The sequence below is a fragment of the Streptomyces sp. NPDC050636 genome (genome assembly GCF_040654775.1).
In the GTDB taxonomy this organism is placed as follows: Bacteria; Actinomycetota; Actinomycetes; order Streptomycetales; family Streptomycetaceae; genus Streptomyces.
Window position 1 is genome coordinate 27,092 of record NZ_JBFAIP010000054.1, and the last position, 17,156, is coordinate 44,247.

Annotated in this window: 9 protein-coding genes; all 9 read left to right on the forward strand. The window is 73.2% G+C overall.

All coding sequences use genetic code 11. From position 1 onward, the window contains the following. Positions 1 to 5: 5 nt before the first annotated feature. The 9 genes from AB0I10_RS28610 (at position 6) to AB0I10_RS28650 (ending at position 17,083) form a co-directional block, all read left to right on the forward strand. Positions 6 to 674 (forward strand): isochorismatase family protein, encoded by a 669-nt coding sequence (locus AB0I10_RS28610; protein WP_363155543.1) that lies wholly within the window; start codon positions 6 to 8, stop codon positions 672 to 674. Beyond that, positions 671 to 910, forward strand: coding sequence for a phosphopantetheine-binding protein (locus AB0I10_RS28615; protein ID WP_363155535.1), 240 nt, complete (start codon positions 671 to 673; stop codon positions 908 to 910). Before AB0I10_RS28610 ends, AB0I10_RS28615 begins: the two co-directional genes overlap by 4 nt. Further along, positions 907 to 1,755: a siderophore-interacting protein gene (locus tag AB0I10_RS28620; protein WP_363155536.1), complete on the forward strand. Its 849-nt coding sequence runs from the start codon at positions 907 to 909 to the stop codon at positions 1,753 to 1,755. The genes AB0I10_RS28615 and AB0I10_RS28620 overlap by 4 nt, the downstream gene beginning before the upstream one ends. A 106-nt stretch (positions 1,756 to 1,861) precedes the next feature. Further along, the gene (locus tag AB0I10_RS28625) at positions 1,862 to 2,860 is read left to right on the forward strand and encodes an ABC transporter substrate-binding protein (RefSeq protein WP_363155537.1); all 999 of its coding nucleotides are present in this window, start codon (positions 1,862 to 1,864) and stop codon (positions 2,858 to 2,860) included. Then, complete coding sequence (locus AB0I10_RS28630) at positions 2,857 to 3,879, forward strand: iron chelate uptake ABC transporter family permease subunit (protein WP_363155538.1); 1,023 nt, start codon at positions 2,857 to 2,859, stop codon at positions 3,877 to 3,879. The genes AB0I10_RS28625 and AB0I10_RS28630 overlap by 4 nt, the downstream gene beginning before the upstream one ends. After that, a complete protein-coding gene (locus AB0I10_RS28635) occupies positions 3,876 to 4,871 on the forward strand; it encodes an iron chelate uptake ABC transporter family permease subunit (protein WP_363155539.1) in 996 nt (331 codons plus the stop codon). The genes AB0I10_RS28630 and AB0I10_RS28635 overlap by 4 nt, the downstream gene beginning before the upstream one ends. Continuing rightward, a complete protein-coding gene (locus AB0I10_RS28640) occupies positions 4,868 to 5,653 on the forward strand; it encodes an ABC transporter ATP-binding protein (protein ID WP_363155540.1) in 786 nt (261 codons plus the stop codon). The genes AB0I10_RS28635 and AB0I10_RS28640 overlap by 4 nt, the downstream gene beginning before the upstream one ends. A 1-nt stretch (position 5,654) precedes the next feature. Next, on the forward strand, positions 5,655 to 15,659 hold the full coding sequence (locus tag AB0I10_RS28645; protein WP_363155541.1) for an amino acid adenylation domain-containing protein: 10,005 nt from the start codon (positions 5,655 to 5,657) through the stop codon (positions 15,657 to 15,659). After that, the gene (locus tag AB0I10_RS28650) at positions 15,656 to 17,083 is read left to right on the forward strand and encodes an MDR family MFS transporter (protein ID WP_363155542.1); all 1,428 of its coding nucleotides are present in this window, start codon (positions 15,656 to 15,658) and stop codon (positions 17,081 to 17,083) included. The genes AB0I10_RS28645 and AB0I10_RS28650 overlap by 4 nt, the downstream gene beginning before the upstream one ends. The last annotated feature ends 73 nt before the right edge of the window (positions 17,084 to 17,156 follow it).

Here is a 17,156-nt window from a genome sequence, read left to right on the forward strand (position 1 = left end):
TGAGTGTGTCCCTGCCCGAGATCCGCCCCTATCCGCTGCCCACGGCCGCCGAGCTGCCCGCGGGGCGGGTGGGCTGGCGGCCCGATCCGTCCCGTGCGGCCCTGCTGGTCCACGACATGCAGCGGTACTTCCTGGCACCGTACGCCGGGGCGCCGGTGCCGGAAGTGACCGCGAACATCGCGCGCCTTGCCGAGACCGCCCGTGAGCGGGGCATTCCAGTGTTCTACACCGCGCAGCCCGGCAGGCAGGACCCCGCCGACCGCGGGCTGCTCACCGAGTTCTGGGGTGACGGCATCGGCGCGGTGATCGACTCCGACCCGAGGGCCGCGGACATCGTCGACGCGCTCGCCCCGGCCGAGGCCGACACCGTGCTGGTCAAGTGGCGCTACAGCGCGTTCCAACGCAGCACGTTCGCCGAGCAGTTGGCCGCCCTCGGCCGCGACCAACTGCTGATCACCGGCGTCTACGCGCACATCGGCCTCCAGGCCACCGCCGTCGAGGCTTTCATGCGCGACGTCCAGCCGTTCCTGGTGGCCGACGCCGTCGCCGACTTCTCCCGCCAACGCCACGACCAGGCATGCGAGTACGTCGCCCAGCGCTGCGGCGTCGTGACCACCACCGCCGACGCGCTGACCGCGCTGTCGGCATCGATCCCCGCAGGAGCCACCCGATGAACCAGCCGCTGTCGCCCGAGCAGGTCCGTGCCGACGTCGCGGAGCTGCTCGACTGCGATCCCGCCGCGCTCGCGCCCGAGGACAACCTGATGGACCACGGCCTGGACTCGGTGCGGATCATGATGCTGATCGAGCGCTGGCGCGCCGCGGGGGCGGCCGCAGTGGAGTTCCCCGACCTGGCCGAGCGGCCCGAACTGGGGCACTGGACGGCGCTCCTGACGGGGGGCATCGCATGACCCGGGAGGACCACCGCCACCGGCACCTGGAGCGGATCGCGGAGGTCCGGGCGGGCCGCCACGCCGAGAAGGTGGGCTACCCGATCCGCCTCCGGGAGACCGAGGTCGTGCGCACCGCCATGGTCGGCGCCAGCCTGCTGCGGGTGACCCTGGGCGGAGCCGGCGCCGAGGGGTTCGAGGCCCATTCGCCGGACGAGCACGTGAAACTGATCTTCCCGGAGCCGGACGGCTCACTGCGGCTGCCCGAGCAGAACGGGACGATGCTGCGCTGGCCGCGGCCGTCGCCCACCTCGCGGGAGTACACCGTGCGCCGCTACGACCCGGTCGCGGCCGAGATCGACGTCGACTTCGCCCTGCACGACGGCGGCCTCGCGTCGGACTGGGCAAGTGCGGTCGAGCCGGGCACCGTCGTGCACATCGCGGGGCCGCCCGGCGGGCTGATCGTCCCGCACACCTACGACCGCTACCTGTTCGCGGGCGACATCACGGCGCTGCCGGCGATCGCGCGCTGGCTGGAGGAACTGCCCAGGAGCGCGAAGGGCTGGGCGTTCGTCGAGGTCGCCGACGCCGCGGAGGAGATCGGGCTGTCCGCACCCGAGGGCGTCGCGGTGCGCTGGCTGCACCGCGGCGACCGCCCGGCGGGCACCGGCGACGCCCTGGCGTCGGCCGTGACCGCGGTGACCGTGCCCGAGGGCGAGCGGGTGCACGTGTGGGCCGCGGGCGAGGCGGGGCAGATCAAGCCGCTGCGCCGCTGGGTCCGCGACGAACTCCGGCTGGAGAAGGCCGACCACGACATCACCGGCTACTGGAAGCGCGGCGTCGCCGACTTCGACGACGACCACTGACCAACCGGCCGGACAGGTCAGGCGCCAACGCCCCTGCCCGGTCGTCCCGCCGACAAGGCCCGCCGAGCGGCGCGGCCCGTACCTGAAGAACACCAAGGAGCATCACATGTCCATACGCAGATCCTCGGGCCTGGTCGGCGCCGTCGCGCTGGCCCTGGTCCTGACCGGGTGCGGGTCGTCGTCGGACGGCGGGTCGGACGACACCGGGAAGGGCAGGACCCGGGTGTTCGCCGCGGACAACGGCAAGATCAAGATCCCGGCCGACCCGAAGCGTGTGGTGGCCACCGGCTATGCCGTGCCCGTCATGATCGAGGCCCATGCGCCGCTGGTCGGGGTCTCGTCGTGGAAGCGCGGCGAGCCGATGATGAGCAAGAAGGACCTCGCCACATACAAGAAGCTCCCCCAGGTGGCGGGCGAGCAGGCGGCCGAGACCAACTACGAGGCCGTCGCCGAGGCCGAGCCCGATCTGATCGTCATCGGTGTGCCGGCCCCCGTGCTCGGTGACATCGACGTCAAGCGGCTGGAGAGCATCGCCCCGGTCGTGGCGATCGGCCCGACCGTGCCGTCCGCGTGGCGTGAGCAGTCCCGCCGGCAGGCCGACGCCGCGGGCGCACTCAAGCAGTTCGACGCCGTGCAGAAGAAGTACGAGGCCAAGGCCGACGACCTGGCCAAGAAGTACAAGGACGTGCTGCCCCAGCTGAAGATGGGTCACGTGGGCGCGTTCGGCGAGACCGCCAAGGGCACCTTCCAGCGCGAGTTCGGCGGTTCGTGGGGCACCAACGTCGCCGAGGACGTCGGCGCGAAGTACTACGGCAAGGTCAAGAAGAAGGGCCCCGGCTCGCGTTCGGTCAGCGAGTACCCGTCCATCGAGGAGCTCCCGGCCTCGCTCGGCAAGGCCGACGCCATCACCTACTCGGTCAACGCCGACGGCAGTGTCCCCGAGTCGGTGAAGTACGTCATGGCGTCGAAGCTGTGGAAGAACCTGCCCGCCGTCAAGGCGGGCAAGACGTTCCCGATCCGCTACACCGAGGCCGCGACCTACGGGCAGGCCATGCAGACCCTGGACGCGATCGACAAGTCGTTCGCGCCGCTGCTGAACCGGTGACCGTCGCAGACCGCACATCCGAGGCGGCGGGAAGCAGGCGGGCCGCGCCACAGATCGGCCTGCTCATCGGCGGCCTCGTGCTGCTGGCGGCAATCGCCGTGCTCAGCATCGGCGTCGGCGCCCGCCCGATCTCGCCCGCAGAGGTCGTGCGCGCGCTGCTGGACCACCAGGGCACCGACGACCACGTGATCGTGCGGGACGTCCGGATGCCCCGCGCGCTCCTCGCCCTCGCGGTGGGCGCCGCCCTCGCGGTGGCCGGCGCGCTGATCCAGACGCTGGCCCGCAACCCGCTGGCCGAGCCCGGCATCCTCGGGGTCACCGCGGGCGCCGGGTTCGCCATCGCCCTCGGCTCGGGGCTCGGCCTGGCCGTCGGGCAGGCCGGCCAGCTGGGGTGGGCGATCATCGGCTCGGTGCTCGCGGCGCTGCTCGTCGCAGCGGTCGGACGCCGCTCGCCGCTGCGCCTGGTGCTCACCGGCGTGGCCCTGACCGCGGTGCTGAACGGCGTCACGCTGGGCATGCGGCTGATGTTCCCGGACACGTTCGACGTGTACCGGTTCTGGTCGGTCGGGTCGCTCGCGGCCCGCGAACAGGCGCCGCTGGCCCTGCCGTTGACCGCGATCGTGGTGTGCCTGGTCGGCGCGCTGCTGCTGAGCCGGGCGCTCAACGCCCTGGCGCTGGGCGAGAACGTGGCACATACCCTGGGTGCGGGAGTCGGCCGGGTGCGGGGCGCCGCGCTGGTCCTGATCACCGTGCTTTGCGGGGCGGCGACGGCGGTGGCCGGGCCGATCCTGTTCGTCGGACTGATCGTGCCGCATCTGGTACGCAAGCCGGCCGGGGGCTCGGTACCGTGGCTGATTCTCTACACGATGGTCCTCGGGCCGATCCTGCTGCTGATCGCCGACATCGGGTCGCGGGTGCTGCTGCCCACCGGCGAGGTGCCGGTGGCCATCGTGACCGCGTTCCTCGGCGGCCCGATGCTGATCTGGGCCGTCCGCCGCTATGGGGCGGGGTCGCTGTGAACGTACTCGGACTTCGGGCCGAACGCCGCACGGTGGTGCTCGTCGCCGTGCTGGTCGCCCTGATGCTCGCCCTGGGCCTGATCGGTCTGTGCTACGGCGCGTCCTGGTCCACCCCCCAGAAGGTGTTCGCCGCGCTGACCGGGGCGGATCACTCCGTGGTGATCTCGGACTGGCGGCTGCCGCGGGTACTGGCCGGGCTGGTCTTCGGCGCCGCGCTCGGCGTGGCCGGGGCGATCTTCCAGAACCTCACCCGCAACCCGATGGGCAGCCCGGACGTGATCGGCCTCGACGCGGGCGCCTACACCGGCGCCCTGGTCGCCATCACCGTGCTGTCGGGCACGTCCGCGCAACTGGCCGTCGGCTCGGTGCTCGGCGGGCTGGTCGTCGCGGCCGCCATCTACCTGCTCTCGTTCGACCGGGGCTTCTCCGGGCTGCGCCTCGTGGTGATCGGCATCGCGATCAACGCCATGGTGACCGCGATCAACTCGTGGATCGTGCTGCGCGCCGACCTAGAGGTGGCGATCGCCGCGGTCGGCTGGAGCGCGGGCTCACTCAACGGCGTGGGCTGGGACGACCTGGGGATCCCGTTCTCGGTGATCGCCGTGCTGCTCGTCGTCATGGCCACGCGGGCGCACGCCATGCACCAGGCCTCGCTCGGCGACGCCATCGCGGTGACCACCGGCGTCGGACTCGACCGGCTGCGGCTGCTGATGGTCCTGGTCGGTGTCGGCTGTACGGCCACGGTGACCGCGGTGGCCGGACCGATCGCGTTCATCGCGCTCGCCGCCCCGCAGATCGGCCGCCGGCTCGCGGGCGCGGCCGGGGTGCCGCTGCTCCCTGCCGCACTGACCGGGGCGGTGCTGCTCCAAGGCGCCGACCTGCTCGCCCAGATGCTGCTGGCGCCCGTCGCGCTGCCCGTCGGCGTGGTGAGCACCGCGATCGGCGGTTGCTACCTGATTTGGCTGCTGACCAAGGAGGTGAGGCGCGCGTGACCGCACGCCTGACCGCGCGGGACATCACCCTGCGCTACGGAGACCGTGTGGTGTCCACACGGCTGAGCCTCGACGTCCCCGACGGCGCGTTCACCGCCATCGTGGGGCCCAACGGCTGTGGAAAGTCGACCCTGTTGCGGGCGTTCGTCCGGCTGCTGCGCCCCGAAAGCGGGCACGTGGAGCTCGACGGCCGTGAGGTCGGCGGCTACCCGGCCAAGGCCCTGGCCAAGCAGCTCGGCTTCCTGCCGCAGGACCCGCAGGCCCCCGACGACATCAAGGTGCGGCAGCTGGTGGGCCGGGGACGGTTCCCGTACCAGTCGCTCCTTGCCCTGTGGTCGAAGGAGGACGAGAAGGCCGTCATCGACGCGATGGCCGCCGCGGGTGTCACCGAGCTGGCGGACCGACCGGTGCAGGAGCTGTCCGGCGGACAACGGCAGCGGGTGTGGATGGCCATGGTGCTCGCGCAGGACACGCCCTACCTGCTGCTCGACGAACCGACGTCCTTCCTGGACATCACCCACCAGTACCAACTGCTCGGCCTGCTGGCCAAGCTGCGCGACGAGGGCCGCACCGTCATCGCCGTCCTGCACGACATCAACCAGGCGTGCCGGTTCGCCGACCACCTGGTCGCCATGAAGGACGGCCGGGTGGTAGCCGAGGGCGACCCCACGGACATCGTGGACGCCGGGCTGATCAAGGACGTATTCGACCTGCCGAGCGTCATCATCCCCGACCCGGTGACGGACACGCCGATGGTCGTCCCCACCCTGCAAGGAGAATGAGTTGAGCACCGCAAGCGTGTCCTCGGACGGCCTGCTCGCCCTGACCAGCGCCCAGTTGGGCATCTGGAACGCGCAGCGTCTGGAGCCGGACTCGCCGTACTACGTGGTCGGCGACGTGGTGGAGATATCCGGCGGCGAGCCGGTCGACGTGGACGCTCTGGTCGAGGCGGTCAGGGCGACCACCGAGGAGGCCGAGACCCTGCGGCTGCGGGTGCACGACACCCCGGACGGGCCGCGCCAGACGGTCAGCGACGAGCCGGTCGAGCCGCCCGAGGTGGTCGACGTCAGCGGCGCGGCCGACCCCGTGGCCGCGGCCCACGCGCTCGTCGACGCCGAGCGGGCACGGACGGGCGAGGCGTGCCGGGGGATGGTGGACCGTCCGCTGTACGCACGCACCGTCATCCGCCTTTCCGACCGCGAGGTCTGGTACACCCAGCTCGGCCACCACCTGGTCTTCGACGGCTACACCGCCGCGATGCTCGCCCGCCGCACCGCCGCCCGCTACACCGCGCTGGTGCAGGGGACCGAGCCGCGGAAGTCGACCTTCGGCGCCTTCGCCGACCTCGTCGCCGCCGACCGGGCCTACCGGGACAGCGACCGGTTCACCGAGGACCGCGCGTACTGGGTCGAGCGGTTCACCCCGCTGCCCGAAATCGGCTACCTCGGAGATGCCGACACCGCCGCCGGTTCGCCCGACGCCACCCTGTCCGCCCGCGCCGCCGTCTCGGCCGAAGAGACGGCCCGGCTGCGCGCGTTCGCCGACGCGGAGGGCGTCACCTGGGGCGAGGCACTGATCGCCGGTTACGCCGCCTTCCTGCACCGCATGCTGGGCAGCACCGACGTGGTGTTCGCGCTGCCGCTGATGTGCCGGACCGGCTCGACCGAGCTGCGCACCCCCGCCATGGCGGTCAACGTGCTGCCGCTGCGGGTGACCGTGCGCGCCGGGGACGGGCTGGGAGAGCTGAGCCGTCGTGTCGCCGCCGCGATGAAGGAGATGCGCGACCACCAGCGCTACCGGGGCGAGGACCTGCCGCGGGACCTCGGCGTGCCCGGCGCGGGCGCGCTGCTGCATGGACGCGGGATCAACCTCAAGGCGTTCGACCTGGCGATCGACTTCGCCGGGGCGACCGGCGTGATGCGCAACGTCGCGGGCGGTCCGCCGGAGGACATGGGCCTGAGCGTGCTGCCGGCCCGTGACGGCGGGCTGCTGTTCGGCTTCGAGGTCGACGCCCGCACCAACGACCAGGCCTCGGTGGACAGTCTGCTGTCCGGGCTGCGGGCCCTTCTCGCCGGGCTGATCGACGGCCTGCCCGTCGGGCGGATCGCCCTGGCCGACGACGTGGACCGGCTCCTTGCGGACTGGTGCCCACCCGCCCTGCCCGGCACGCCGGCCGACGTGCCGACCGCGTTCGACACGATGGTCGCCGCCGATCCCGGGCACACGGCCCTGGTGTGCGGTGACGACCGGCTGTCCGCGGCCGACCTGGCCGACCGGGTGCACCGAATTGCCCGTGCGCTGCGGGCCAGAGGAATCGGGCCCGACGACGTCGTGGCGCTTGCGCTGCCGCGCTCGGCCGACTCCGTGGCTGCCCTCCTCGCGGTCCTCGACGCGGGCGCCGCGTTCCTGCCCCTGGACACCGCGTACCCGCCCGAGCGGCTGCGCGGCCTGATCGACGACACCCGTCCCGTGCTCGTACTGACCGCCGATGACGCGGTCGACGGGCTGCCGTGGACCACCCTGCTCCGCGAGGCCGCCGGACTGTCCGGCGCACCGCTGGAGGCCGACGAACTGGCCGCGCCCCGCCACCCCGAGCACCTCGCCTACGTGATCCACACCTCCGGCTCGACCGGCCGCCCCAAGGGCGTGCTCGGCCGGGTCGGCGGCCTCGCATCGCTCCTTCACCACCAGCGGTCGACGGTCGTCGCGGAGGCCGAGCGCACCGCCGCCGGGCGGCTGCGCGTCTCCCACACCTATTCGTTCGCCTTCGACTCCGCCTTCGACCACCTGGTGTGGCTGCTGTGCGGGCACGAACTGCACGTCTACGACGCCGAGACCACCCACGACGCCGACGCTCTGCTCGCCGCGTACGCCCGTGACGGCATCGACGTCGTGGACACCACGCCCTCGATGGCATCGCCGCTGATCGACGGCGGCCTTCTCGACCGACGGCCGACGCTCCTCGTCCTCGGCGGCGAGGCCACCCCGCCCGCGCTGTGGCGGCGGATCGCCGAGTCGGGCATCACCGCGCGCAACATGTACGGGCCGACCGAGGCGACCGTGGACGCCACCACCGCGCGGATAGACGGCGACCGGCCGACGATCGGCCACCCGCTGGCGGGCACCCGCATCTACGTCCTCGACAGCGCGCTGCAGCCGGTGCCGCACGGCAGGACGGGCGAGCTGTACCTGGCCGGGCCGCACCTGGCCCGCGGCTACCTCGGCAGGCCCGGGGCGAGTGCCGAGCGCTTCGTCGCCGACCCGTACGGCGCGCCGGGAGAGCGGATGTACCGCACCGGCGACCTGGCCCGGTGGGTGCCCGGAAGCGGTCTGGAGTACTTGGGCCGCGGCGACGGGCAGGTCAAGATCCGCGGCCACCGGGTGGAGACCGGCGAGGTCGAGGCCGCGCTCGGCGCGGTGCCCGGTGTCACCGCGGCGGCCGCCACGGTGCGGTCGTCCCGCCTTGTCGGTTACGTCGTGTCCACCTCGGTCACCGGGGACGCGGTGCGTGCCCACCTGGCCGAGCGGCTGCCCGATCACATGGTGCCCGCGGCGGTGGTGGTGCTCGACGAGCTGCCGGTCACGCCCAACGGCAAGCTCGACCGCGCCGCCCTGCCCGCGCCCGCGTCGTCCGGCGGCGGCCGGGCGCCGAGCACCGAGCGGGAGCGGCTGCTGTGCGCGGTCCTCGCCGACGTGTTCGAAGTCGAACGGGTCGGTGTGGACGACGACTTCTTCGCTCTCGGTGGGGACAGCATCACCGCGATCACCATCAGCAGCCGACTGCGGGCGAAGGGCCTCGAACTACGGCCGCGGGATCTCCTTGCCCGCCGCAGCTTCGCCGCCCTGGCCGCCTCCGCCGGACTGGTCGAGGACGTGGCCGGGCCGGTGGACGAGCCGACCGGGCCGGTGCCCGCACCGCCGATCGTGCGCGGCCTGCTCGACCCGCACCCGGACGTGGACGTCGTCGCCGCATACGCGCAGTGGACCGCCCTGCGCGTCGACGAACTCACCCGCGCCGACCTGGTCACGGGCGTGCAGACCGTGCTCGACCACCACGACGCGCTGCGGCTGCGCGCGGGGGACGACGGCCTGGAGGTACTGCCCCGCGGCGCCGTCCGAGCCGTCGTCGACGAGGTCCACGGCGAGGACGTGACCGACCTGGCCCGGCGGCTCGCCGGGCAACTCGACCCGAGCTCGGGCGACTTGCTGCGGGCCGTCCTGCTCCGTCCCGGCGACGACACGTCGGACCGGCTCGTCATCGTCGTACACCACCTCGCCATGGACGGCGTGTCCTGGCGCATCCTGCTGCCCGACCTGCACACGGCCTGCACGGGCGGCACCCTCGAACCGGCCGGGGCGTCGTGGCGACGGCACGCCATGCTCCTCGCCGAGCAGGGCGAAACCGGCGCGCGCCGCGGCGAACTCGACTACTGGCGCACCGCGCTCGGCTCCGCGACCCGGCTCGGCGCCCGGCCCCTCGACCAGACCCGGGACACCGTGTCCACCGCCCACCGCTCGGTCACCGTGGCCTCGCCCGAGGTCACCGAGGCGCTGCTGACCACCCTGCCCTTGGCGTACCGCGCCGGCGTCGACGAGGTACTCCTCGCCGCGCTCGTGCTCGCCCTGCGGGACCGCGGCGTGAGCGGCGACGCGGTGACCGTCACGATGGAGGGCCACGGCCGCGAACACCTCGACCTGGCCCGCACGGTCGGCTGGTTCACCAGCGAGTACCCGGTCTGTGTTCCCGGAGGTTCCGCGGTCGGCGACGTGGGGCGGGTGCTGCGCGCGGCGAAGGAGGCCAGGCGCGGCGTTCCCGACGGCGGCGTCGGCTACGGCGTCCTGCGCTCCCTCGACCCGGTGGCCGGCGCCGAGTTGGCGGCCACCTCACCACCGGACGTGCTGCTGAACTACCTGGGCCGGTTCGGCTCGCTGCCCGGCACCGGCTGGCGCCTGCCCGAGCACGACGCCTTCTCGGTGATCGAGCCCGGCGCCAAGGCACTTGAGCAGGTCCTCGCCCTCAACTGCTTCGTCCACGAGGAGGGCGCGCCCCGGCTCGCCGTCGAGTGGACGGCCGCGACCGAGGTGCTCGGCACCGACGCCGTGGCGGCCCTGCAGACGGCCTGGGCGGCGGCGTTGGACGCGCTGGCCGAGCACGCGCTCCACACCCCCGGCGGGCTCACCCCGTCGGACCTGCCGCTGGTCGACCTCGACCAGGCCGCCATCGACGCCCTCGAACGCACCGACGGTGTCAGCCGCATCGCCGACGTACTTCCCGCCACCCCGCTGCAGGTCGGGCTCTCCTTCCACACCCTGGTCCGCGACGACCACGACACCGACGTCTACGTCGTCCAGGCCGTGACGACCCTGGTCGGTGAGCTGGAGCCGGACCGGATGGCCGAGGCCGCCCGCGAACTGCTCCGCCGTCACCCGGCGTTGCGCGTGTACCTGGGCACGGCCGGGGACGACGTGGTGCAGGTGATTCCCGCCGACGTCACCCTGCACTGGCGGCAGGACGACCGGTTCACCGAGGCCGCCCGCGCCGAGTTGGAGCGCCCCTTCGACCCTGCCCGGCCACCGCTGATCCGCTTCCTGCTGTCCCGTGTCGGCCCGGCCGAGCACAAGTTGGTGATCACCAATCACCACGCCCTGCTCGACGGCTGGTCCATGCCGCTGGTCGGCCGCGCCCTGCTCGCCATCTACGCCGAGTTGGGCGGCGGCCCCGCCGTTCCGGCCGCCCCGCCGCTGTCGGAGTACTTCCGTTGGCTGGCGGGCCGGGACCGCGAGGTGTCGCTCACCGCTTGGCGGGACGCGCTGGCCGGCATCGACGACGCGACGCGGCTGGCACCCGCGAGCGCCGGGAACGGCGTCGAGCGGCCCGGCCGAGTGACCGTCGGACTCGGCGAGGAGTTCAGCGACCGGCTGCGCGCGTTCGCCCGCGAGCAGGGCGTCACCCTGACCACGGTGCTCCAGACGGCCTGGGGCCTGCTCCTCGGCAGGCTCACCGGGCGCCGCGATGTCATGTTCGGCTGCCCGGTGTCCGGGCGGCCCGCCGAGGTCGACGGCGTGGAGTCGATGATCGGCCAGCTCGGCACCACCATTCCGGTGCGCGTCCGGCACACCCAGGACCAGACGGCCCGGGACCTGATGGCGGACGTACACGCGGAGAGCGTGGCGCTGGCCGAGCACCACCACGTCGGCCTGCCCGAGATCCAGCGGGCGGTGGGCATCGGTGAACTGTTCGACACCATGCTGGTGATGGAGAACTTCCCGCTGTCCAGCCGGAAGCGCACTCCACTCGCCCCCGGACTCGACCTGGCGGGGGTGGACATCACCGACGCCACGCACTACGCGCTGACCGTGATCGTGATTCCCGACGACGAGATCACCATCGGCCTCGGCTATCAGCCGAGCGCCTTCGCCGAGGCGACCGTACGCGACTACGGCCGCTGGCTGCACAACCTGCTGCGGGAGATCGTCGACGACCCGGCACGTCCCGCGATCCGGCTGCCTGCACTCGATCCCGACGAGCGGGAGCGGATGCTGCGTACCGGCACCGAGGTCGTCCCCGCCAAGGCCCGAGGCCACTGGCTGGACGAGTTCGCCGCCTGGGTGCGCCACAAGCCCGACGCCGAGGCCCTGGTCTGCCGCGACCGCAGTCTCGGCTACGCCGACCTGGACCGGCAGGCCAACCGGCTCGCCCATGCGCTGATCGAGCGCGGGGTCCGGCCCCAAGACCCGGTCGCGGTCCTGCTCGGACGTGACATCGAGATGACCGTGGCACTGTTCGGCGTGGCCAAGGCGGGCGCGGTGTACGTACCGATGGACGCGAGCTATCCGCAGGAGCGGCTTGCGTACATGTTCGACGACATCGCACCGGCCGCCGTCGTGGCGACCGACGCGGAACTGCCCGTCGAACGCGAGATCCCGGTACTGCGCCTCGACGACCCGGCCACGCTCGCGTCCGCACCGGACACCGACCCGGCCGACGCCCGCGCCAAGCTCACCGACGACGCGCTCGCGTACGTCATCTACACCTCCGGAACCACCGGGCGGCCCAAGGGAGTTGGCGTCACCCACCGCGGCGTGCCCGACCTGATCGCGCTGCAGGAGGAGGTCGTCGGCGTCACCGAGCACGACCGGTATCTGCACTTCGCGTCGACCAGCTTCGACGTCGCGTTCTGGCAGACCATGGTGCCGCTGCTGTCCGGCGGCACCTCCGTGATCGCACCCGAGGAGGTGCGCGTCCCCGGCGACGAACTGCTCGACTACATCGCCGAGCACCGGGTGACCGGAGTGAACCTGCTGCCATCGTTCCTGGCCGCGATGCCCGACGACCGCACCGTCCCCGCCGACGTGTTCTTCGTCGTCGGCGCCGAGCGACTCGACCCCGAGCTGGCGCGGCGCTGGGGCCGGGGCCGCCGGGCGCTCTTCAACGCCTACGGACCGACCGAGGTCACGATCAACTCCGTGACCTGGCACTACGACCCGGATGACGAGGGCCCGCTGCCGATCGGCCTGCCCGACCCGAACGTCCGCGCCTACGTCCTCGACGGCGGGCTCCAGCCCGTCGGCGTCGGCGTGACGGGCGAGCTGTACCTCGGCGGGCCCAGCCTGGCGCGCGGCTACCTCGGCCGCCCCGGCCTGACCGCAGCGGCGTTCGTCGCCGACCCGTACGGCGCGCCGGGGGAGCGGATGTACCGCACGGGCGACCTGGTGCGGTGGCGGCCGGACGGGCAGCTGGTGTTCCTCGGCCGCGCCGACCACCAGATCAAGGTCCGCGGCTTCCGGGTCGAGCTGGGCGAGATCGAGTCCACTCTGACCCGCCACCCCGACGTGCGCGCCGGCACGGTGATCCTGCGGGATGACCGGCTCGTCGGCTACGTCATCCCGACCGACGGCGCCGACCTGGACACCGCACAGGTGCGCGCGTACCTGGCCGAGGAGCTGCCCGACCACATGGTGCCGACGGCGCTCGTGCCGATCGACCGGCTGCCGCTGAGCCCCAGCGGCAAGCTCGACGCCGCCGCGCTGCCCGCGCCCGAGACCGCGGCCGCCGCGCGGCGCGAGCCCGCCACCGAGGCCGAAGCGGTGCTGCTCGGCGTGTTCCGGGACGTCCTGGGCACCGACGACATCGGTCCCGACGACGACTTCTTCGCCATCGGCGGCGACAGCATCGTGTCGCTGCAAGTGGTGTCGCGGGCCCGGCGCCAAGGCCTCGGCCTGACCGCGCGGGACGTCTTCGAAGGCGAGACGGTCGCCGGGATCGCGGCGCGGGCCCGCGCCCTCGACGACGGCGAGGCTCCCGCGGTCGGCGACGCGCCGCTGACGCCGATCATGCGGGACCTGCTGCGCCGCGCCGGGACCGCCGCGGACGGGTTCTGCCAGTGGGTGGAGCTCTGTGTCCCGCCGGGCGGCGACGAGACGACCTGGCGGGCCGTGCTCGACGCCCTCCTGGCCCGGCACGACGCGCTCCGCGCCCACCTGGCCGGCGACGTCCTGCGCATCCCGCCGGTCGGCGCCGTGACCGGAGCCGAGGTGCTGACCTGCGTACGAGCGACGAAGACGGACGACCCGCGTGCCCTGGTCGACTCCCAAGTCGCCGCCGCCCGCGAGTCGATGGACCCGCGCACCGGTCCGCTGCTGCGCGCGGTGTGGGTGAACGCCGGTCCCGAGCATCCGGACAGGCTCGTCCTGATCGCCCATCACCTGGTCGTCGACGGTGTTTCCTGGCGCGTGCTGCTCGACGACGTCCAACACGCTTACTCCGGTGGGTCGTTGACCCGGCATGGTCAGTCGTTCCTCGGCTGGGCGCGCTCGCTGCGCGACGCCGACCGGCGGGCCGAACTGCCGCACTGGCAGCGGATGACCGCGACACCGGCGCTCACCCGGCCCCTCGACCCCGCCCGGGACACCGTGGCCACCGCGGCACACCACGAGATCCGGCTCGACGCCGACTCGACCCGTGCCCTGATCACGACCCTGCCCGCCGCCCACCGCACCACGCCGGACGCCGTGCTGCTCACGGCGCTCGCCCAAGCGGTACGGGCCTGGCGCGGGACGCCGGAGCTGCTGGTCGCGCTGGAGAGCCACGGCCGCCCGACGCAGGTGGATCTGTCCCAGACCGTCGGCTGGTTCACCGCCGTCCACCCCGTACGCCTTGACGCGGGCGACGATGTGCGGGCGGTCAGGGAGCGGCTGCGGGCCCAGGGCGACGGCCTCGGTTACGGCATCCTCACCGCGGCGGGTCTGCTGGACCCCGTGGAGCCGGAGGTCGCCTGGAACTACCTCGGCCAATTCCCCGGGGCCCCGGCTCGGGAGACGCTGTGGCAGGCACCCCCGGACGCCGACCCGCTCGGCTCGGGCGGCTCCGACGAACTGCCCCTGCCGCACAGCCTGATGGTCAACGCCCTGGTGCGCGACGACGAGCTCGGGGTCCGGATCACGTGGCCGTCCGCGCTGTTCACCGCCGCCGAGATCGAGGACCTGGCCGAGCAGCTGCGGACCGCGCTGCTGCGTACCGCCGCCGCACCGGAGATCCTGGCGCTCGGTCGTGATCGCCCGGTCGCCGAGGTGCAGCCGCTCACCCCACTGCAGGAGGTGATGCTGCGGCACTCACGCACCGAGCGCCCCGACCCTTACACCGTGCAGTCGACGTTCTCCCTCGCCGGTCCGCTCGACGTCGACGCCCTGCATGCCGCGGGGGCCGACCTGCTGGCCCGCCACCCGAACCTGGGCGCGGTGTTCCCCGCCGACCTGGCGGTGATCCCCGAGTCGCCCCGGCCGGACTGCCGGGTGTCCGACGGGCCCGTAGAGCAGGTACTGGCGGCCGACCTGGCCGAGCCGTTCGACCTCGCCGAGGGCCCGCTCGTCCGCCTGACCGTGATCCGCCGCGGCCCCGAGCTCGCCGACCTGGTCCTGACCACTCATCACGTGCTCTCCGACGGCTGGTCGGCCCCGCGCATCCTCACGGAGCTGTTCGACCTCTACGCCGCGCGGGTCCGGAACGAGGTACCGGACCTGCCCGCCCCCGTGCCGTTCGCCGACTACCTGCGCTGGCGCACCGACCACGAGCCCGACCTCGGTGCCTGGGCCGCAGAGTTGGACGGCCTGCCCGAGGGCGACTACCTGAGCAGCGGCGAACCCGGCCCGGCATGGCAGGAGCCCGTGGTCATCGAGTTCGACGCGGCACTGGTGGCCGACCTCACCCACCTCGCCGCGCGGCGCGGCCTGACCCGGAACACGCTGGTGCAGGGCGCGTGGGCGGTGCTCCTCGCGCGGCGCTCCGGCCGCGCGGACGTCTGCTTCGGCGCCATGGTCGCCTGCCGCCCTCCGGAGCTGGCGGGCGTCGAGGAAATCATCGGGCTCCTCGCCAACACCGTGCCCGTACGAGCACGGCTCGGCGGCACACTCGCCGACACGCTCGCCGACCTCCAGGCCCGGCAGCGGGCGCTGGTCGAACACCAGCATGCCGCCCTGCCCGACCTGGAACGGCTGAGCGGACGTCGCAGGCTGTTCGACAGCCTTGTGGTGTTCGAGAACTACCCGGTCGACCCGGACCGTCTCCGTGAACCCGCCCCCGGCCTCACGGTCGTCGGGACCCGCTTCCGCGAGTCCACCCACCACCCGGTGACCCTGACGGTCATGCCGGACGGCGACGGCTGGACCGGCGTGCTCGCCCACCGGGCCGGGGTGGACGTGGACGGGCTCGCCGAGGAGCTGATCGACCTGCTCCGCACCCTGGGAAGCCACCTCGACAAGGACGTGCTCGACCTCCTGGAGCGCCGATGAGCAAGGAATCTCCTGGAGCACCGAAGAGCAAGGACGCCGCGCCGCCTGCCGAACGGGTCGACGGACAGCTCCTGCGGATCGCGTTCATCCTGGTGCTCGGCACCTTCATGGCCACGGTGGACGCCACGATCGTCAGCGTCGGCATCGACACGCTGACCGACGAGTTCGGCGCCTCCGTCGCCGAGATCCAGTGGGTCGCCACCGCCTACCTGCTGGCCGTCGTGGCCGCCGTGCCCGCGTCCGGCTGGCTGGCCGACCGGTTCGGCGGCCGGCGGACGTGGCTCGCCGCCGTGGGCGTGTTCCTGCTCGGCTCGGTGCTGTGCGCGCTGGCCTGGTCGGCGACCAGCCTGATCGTGTTCCGGGTGATCCAGGGCCTCGGCGGCGGCCTCCTTCCCGCGACCGGGCAGGCGCTGCTCGCCCGCATCGCCGGACGTGAGCGCACCGGGCGGGTGATCAGCGTCGTCTCGGTCGTCCCGCTCCTCTCACCGGTGCTCGGCCCCCTGGTCGGCGGCTCCATCCTCGGCGTCGCGTCCTGGCCGTGGCTGTTCCTGGTCAACCTGCCGATCGGCGGGGCCGCGGTCCTGCTCGCCCGCCGGTACGTGCCCGAGGTGCCGCCGTCGACGCAGCGGACGGCGTTCGACGTGCGGGGGGCGGCGCTGCTCTCGCCCGGCCTGGCCGTGCTGGTATACGGGCTCACCGAGGTCGCCCACGGCCGCACCCTGCCGGCCACGATCGGCATCGCCGCGGGCCTGACGATGCTGGCCGCCTTCACCGTGCACGGACTGCGCACCCGCCGCACACCACTGGTCGATCCCCGCCTTTTCGCCCGCCCGCCCTTCGGGGCCGCCGCCCTCGCACTGCTCGTACTAGGCGCGTCGGTCTTCGGCACGATGTTCCTGCTCCCGCTGTACTTCCAGACCGGCCGCGGCCTTTCGGCGTGGGAGGCCGGACTGCTGCTCGCCCCCCAGGGTCTTGGCGCGGCGGCCGGGTCGGTCCTCGTGAACCGCACCATCGACAAGGTCGCGCCGCGGACCCTGGTGGTCACCGGCATCGTGCTGATCCTCGCGGGCACTGCCCCGTTCACCCAACTCGGCCATCAGCCCTCGGACTTCGTGATCACCGCGGCGCTCGCGGTCCGGGGCGTCGGGATGGCCATGATCGGTGCGCCCGTGATGAACATCGTCTACAGCCGCATCGAGCCCGCACACATCCCCCGCGCGGCCGGAGCGCTCAACCTGCTGAACACCGTGGGCGGTTCGGTCGGCACCGCCGCCCTCGCCGTGGTCCTGGACAACCGGCTGGCCGCCCGCGGCCCGGACATCTCCTGGGCGTTCGCCGACACCTTCTGGTGGGTGCTCGGTTTCTGCCTGTTCGCCGCCGCCGGGGCCACGAGGCTGCCCCGGACCCACGTCAGAAAGCCGTGATGCGCCCACCGCCCACACCGACTGTCGTGTGGGGGCGGCCCCCCCCCCGCCCCCGACCACACCCCGAGCCCGC

What these genes read in the sequence shown, in the direction of transcription:
- AB0I10_RS28615 (WP_363155535.1), top strand. Translation starts at nt 671, where the DNA reads ATGAACCAGCCGCTGTCGCCCGAGCAGGTCCGTGCCGACGTCGCGGAG.
- AB0I10_RS28620 (WP_363155536.1), top strand. Translation starts at nt 907, where the DNA reads ATGACCCGGGAGGACCACCGCCACCGGCACCTGGAGCGGATCGCGGAG.
- AB0I10_RS28625 (WP_363155537.1), top strand. Translation starts at nt 1,862, where the DNA reads ATGTCCATACGCAGATCCTCGGGCCTGGTCGGCGCCGTCGCGCTGGCC.
- AB0I10_RS28650 (WP_363155542.1), top strand. Translation starts at nt 15,656, where the DNA reads ATGAGCAAGGAATCTCCTGGAGCACCGAAGAGCAAGGACGCCGCGCCG.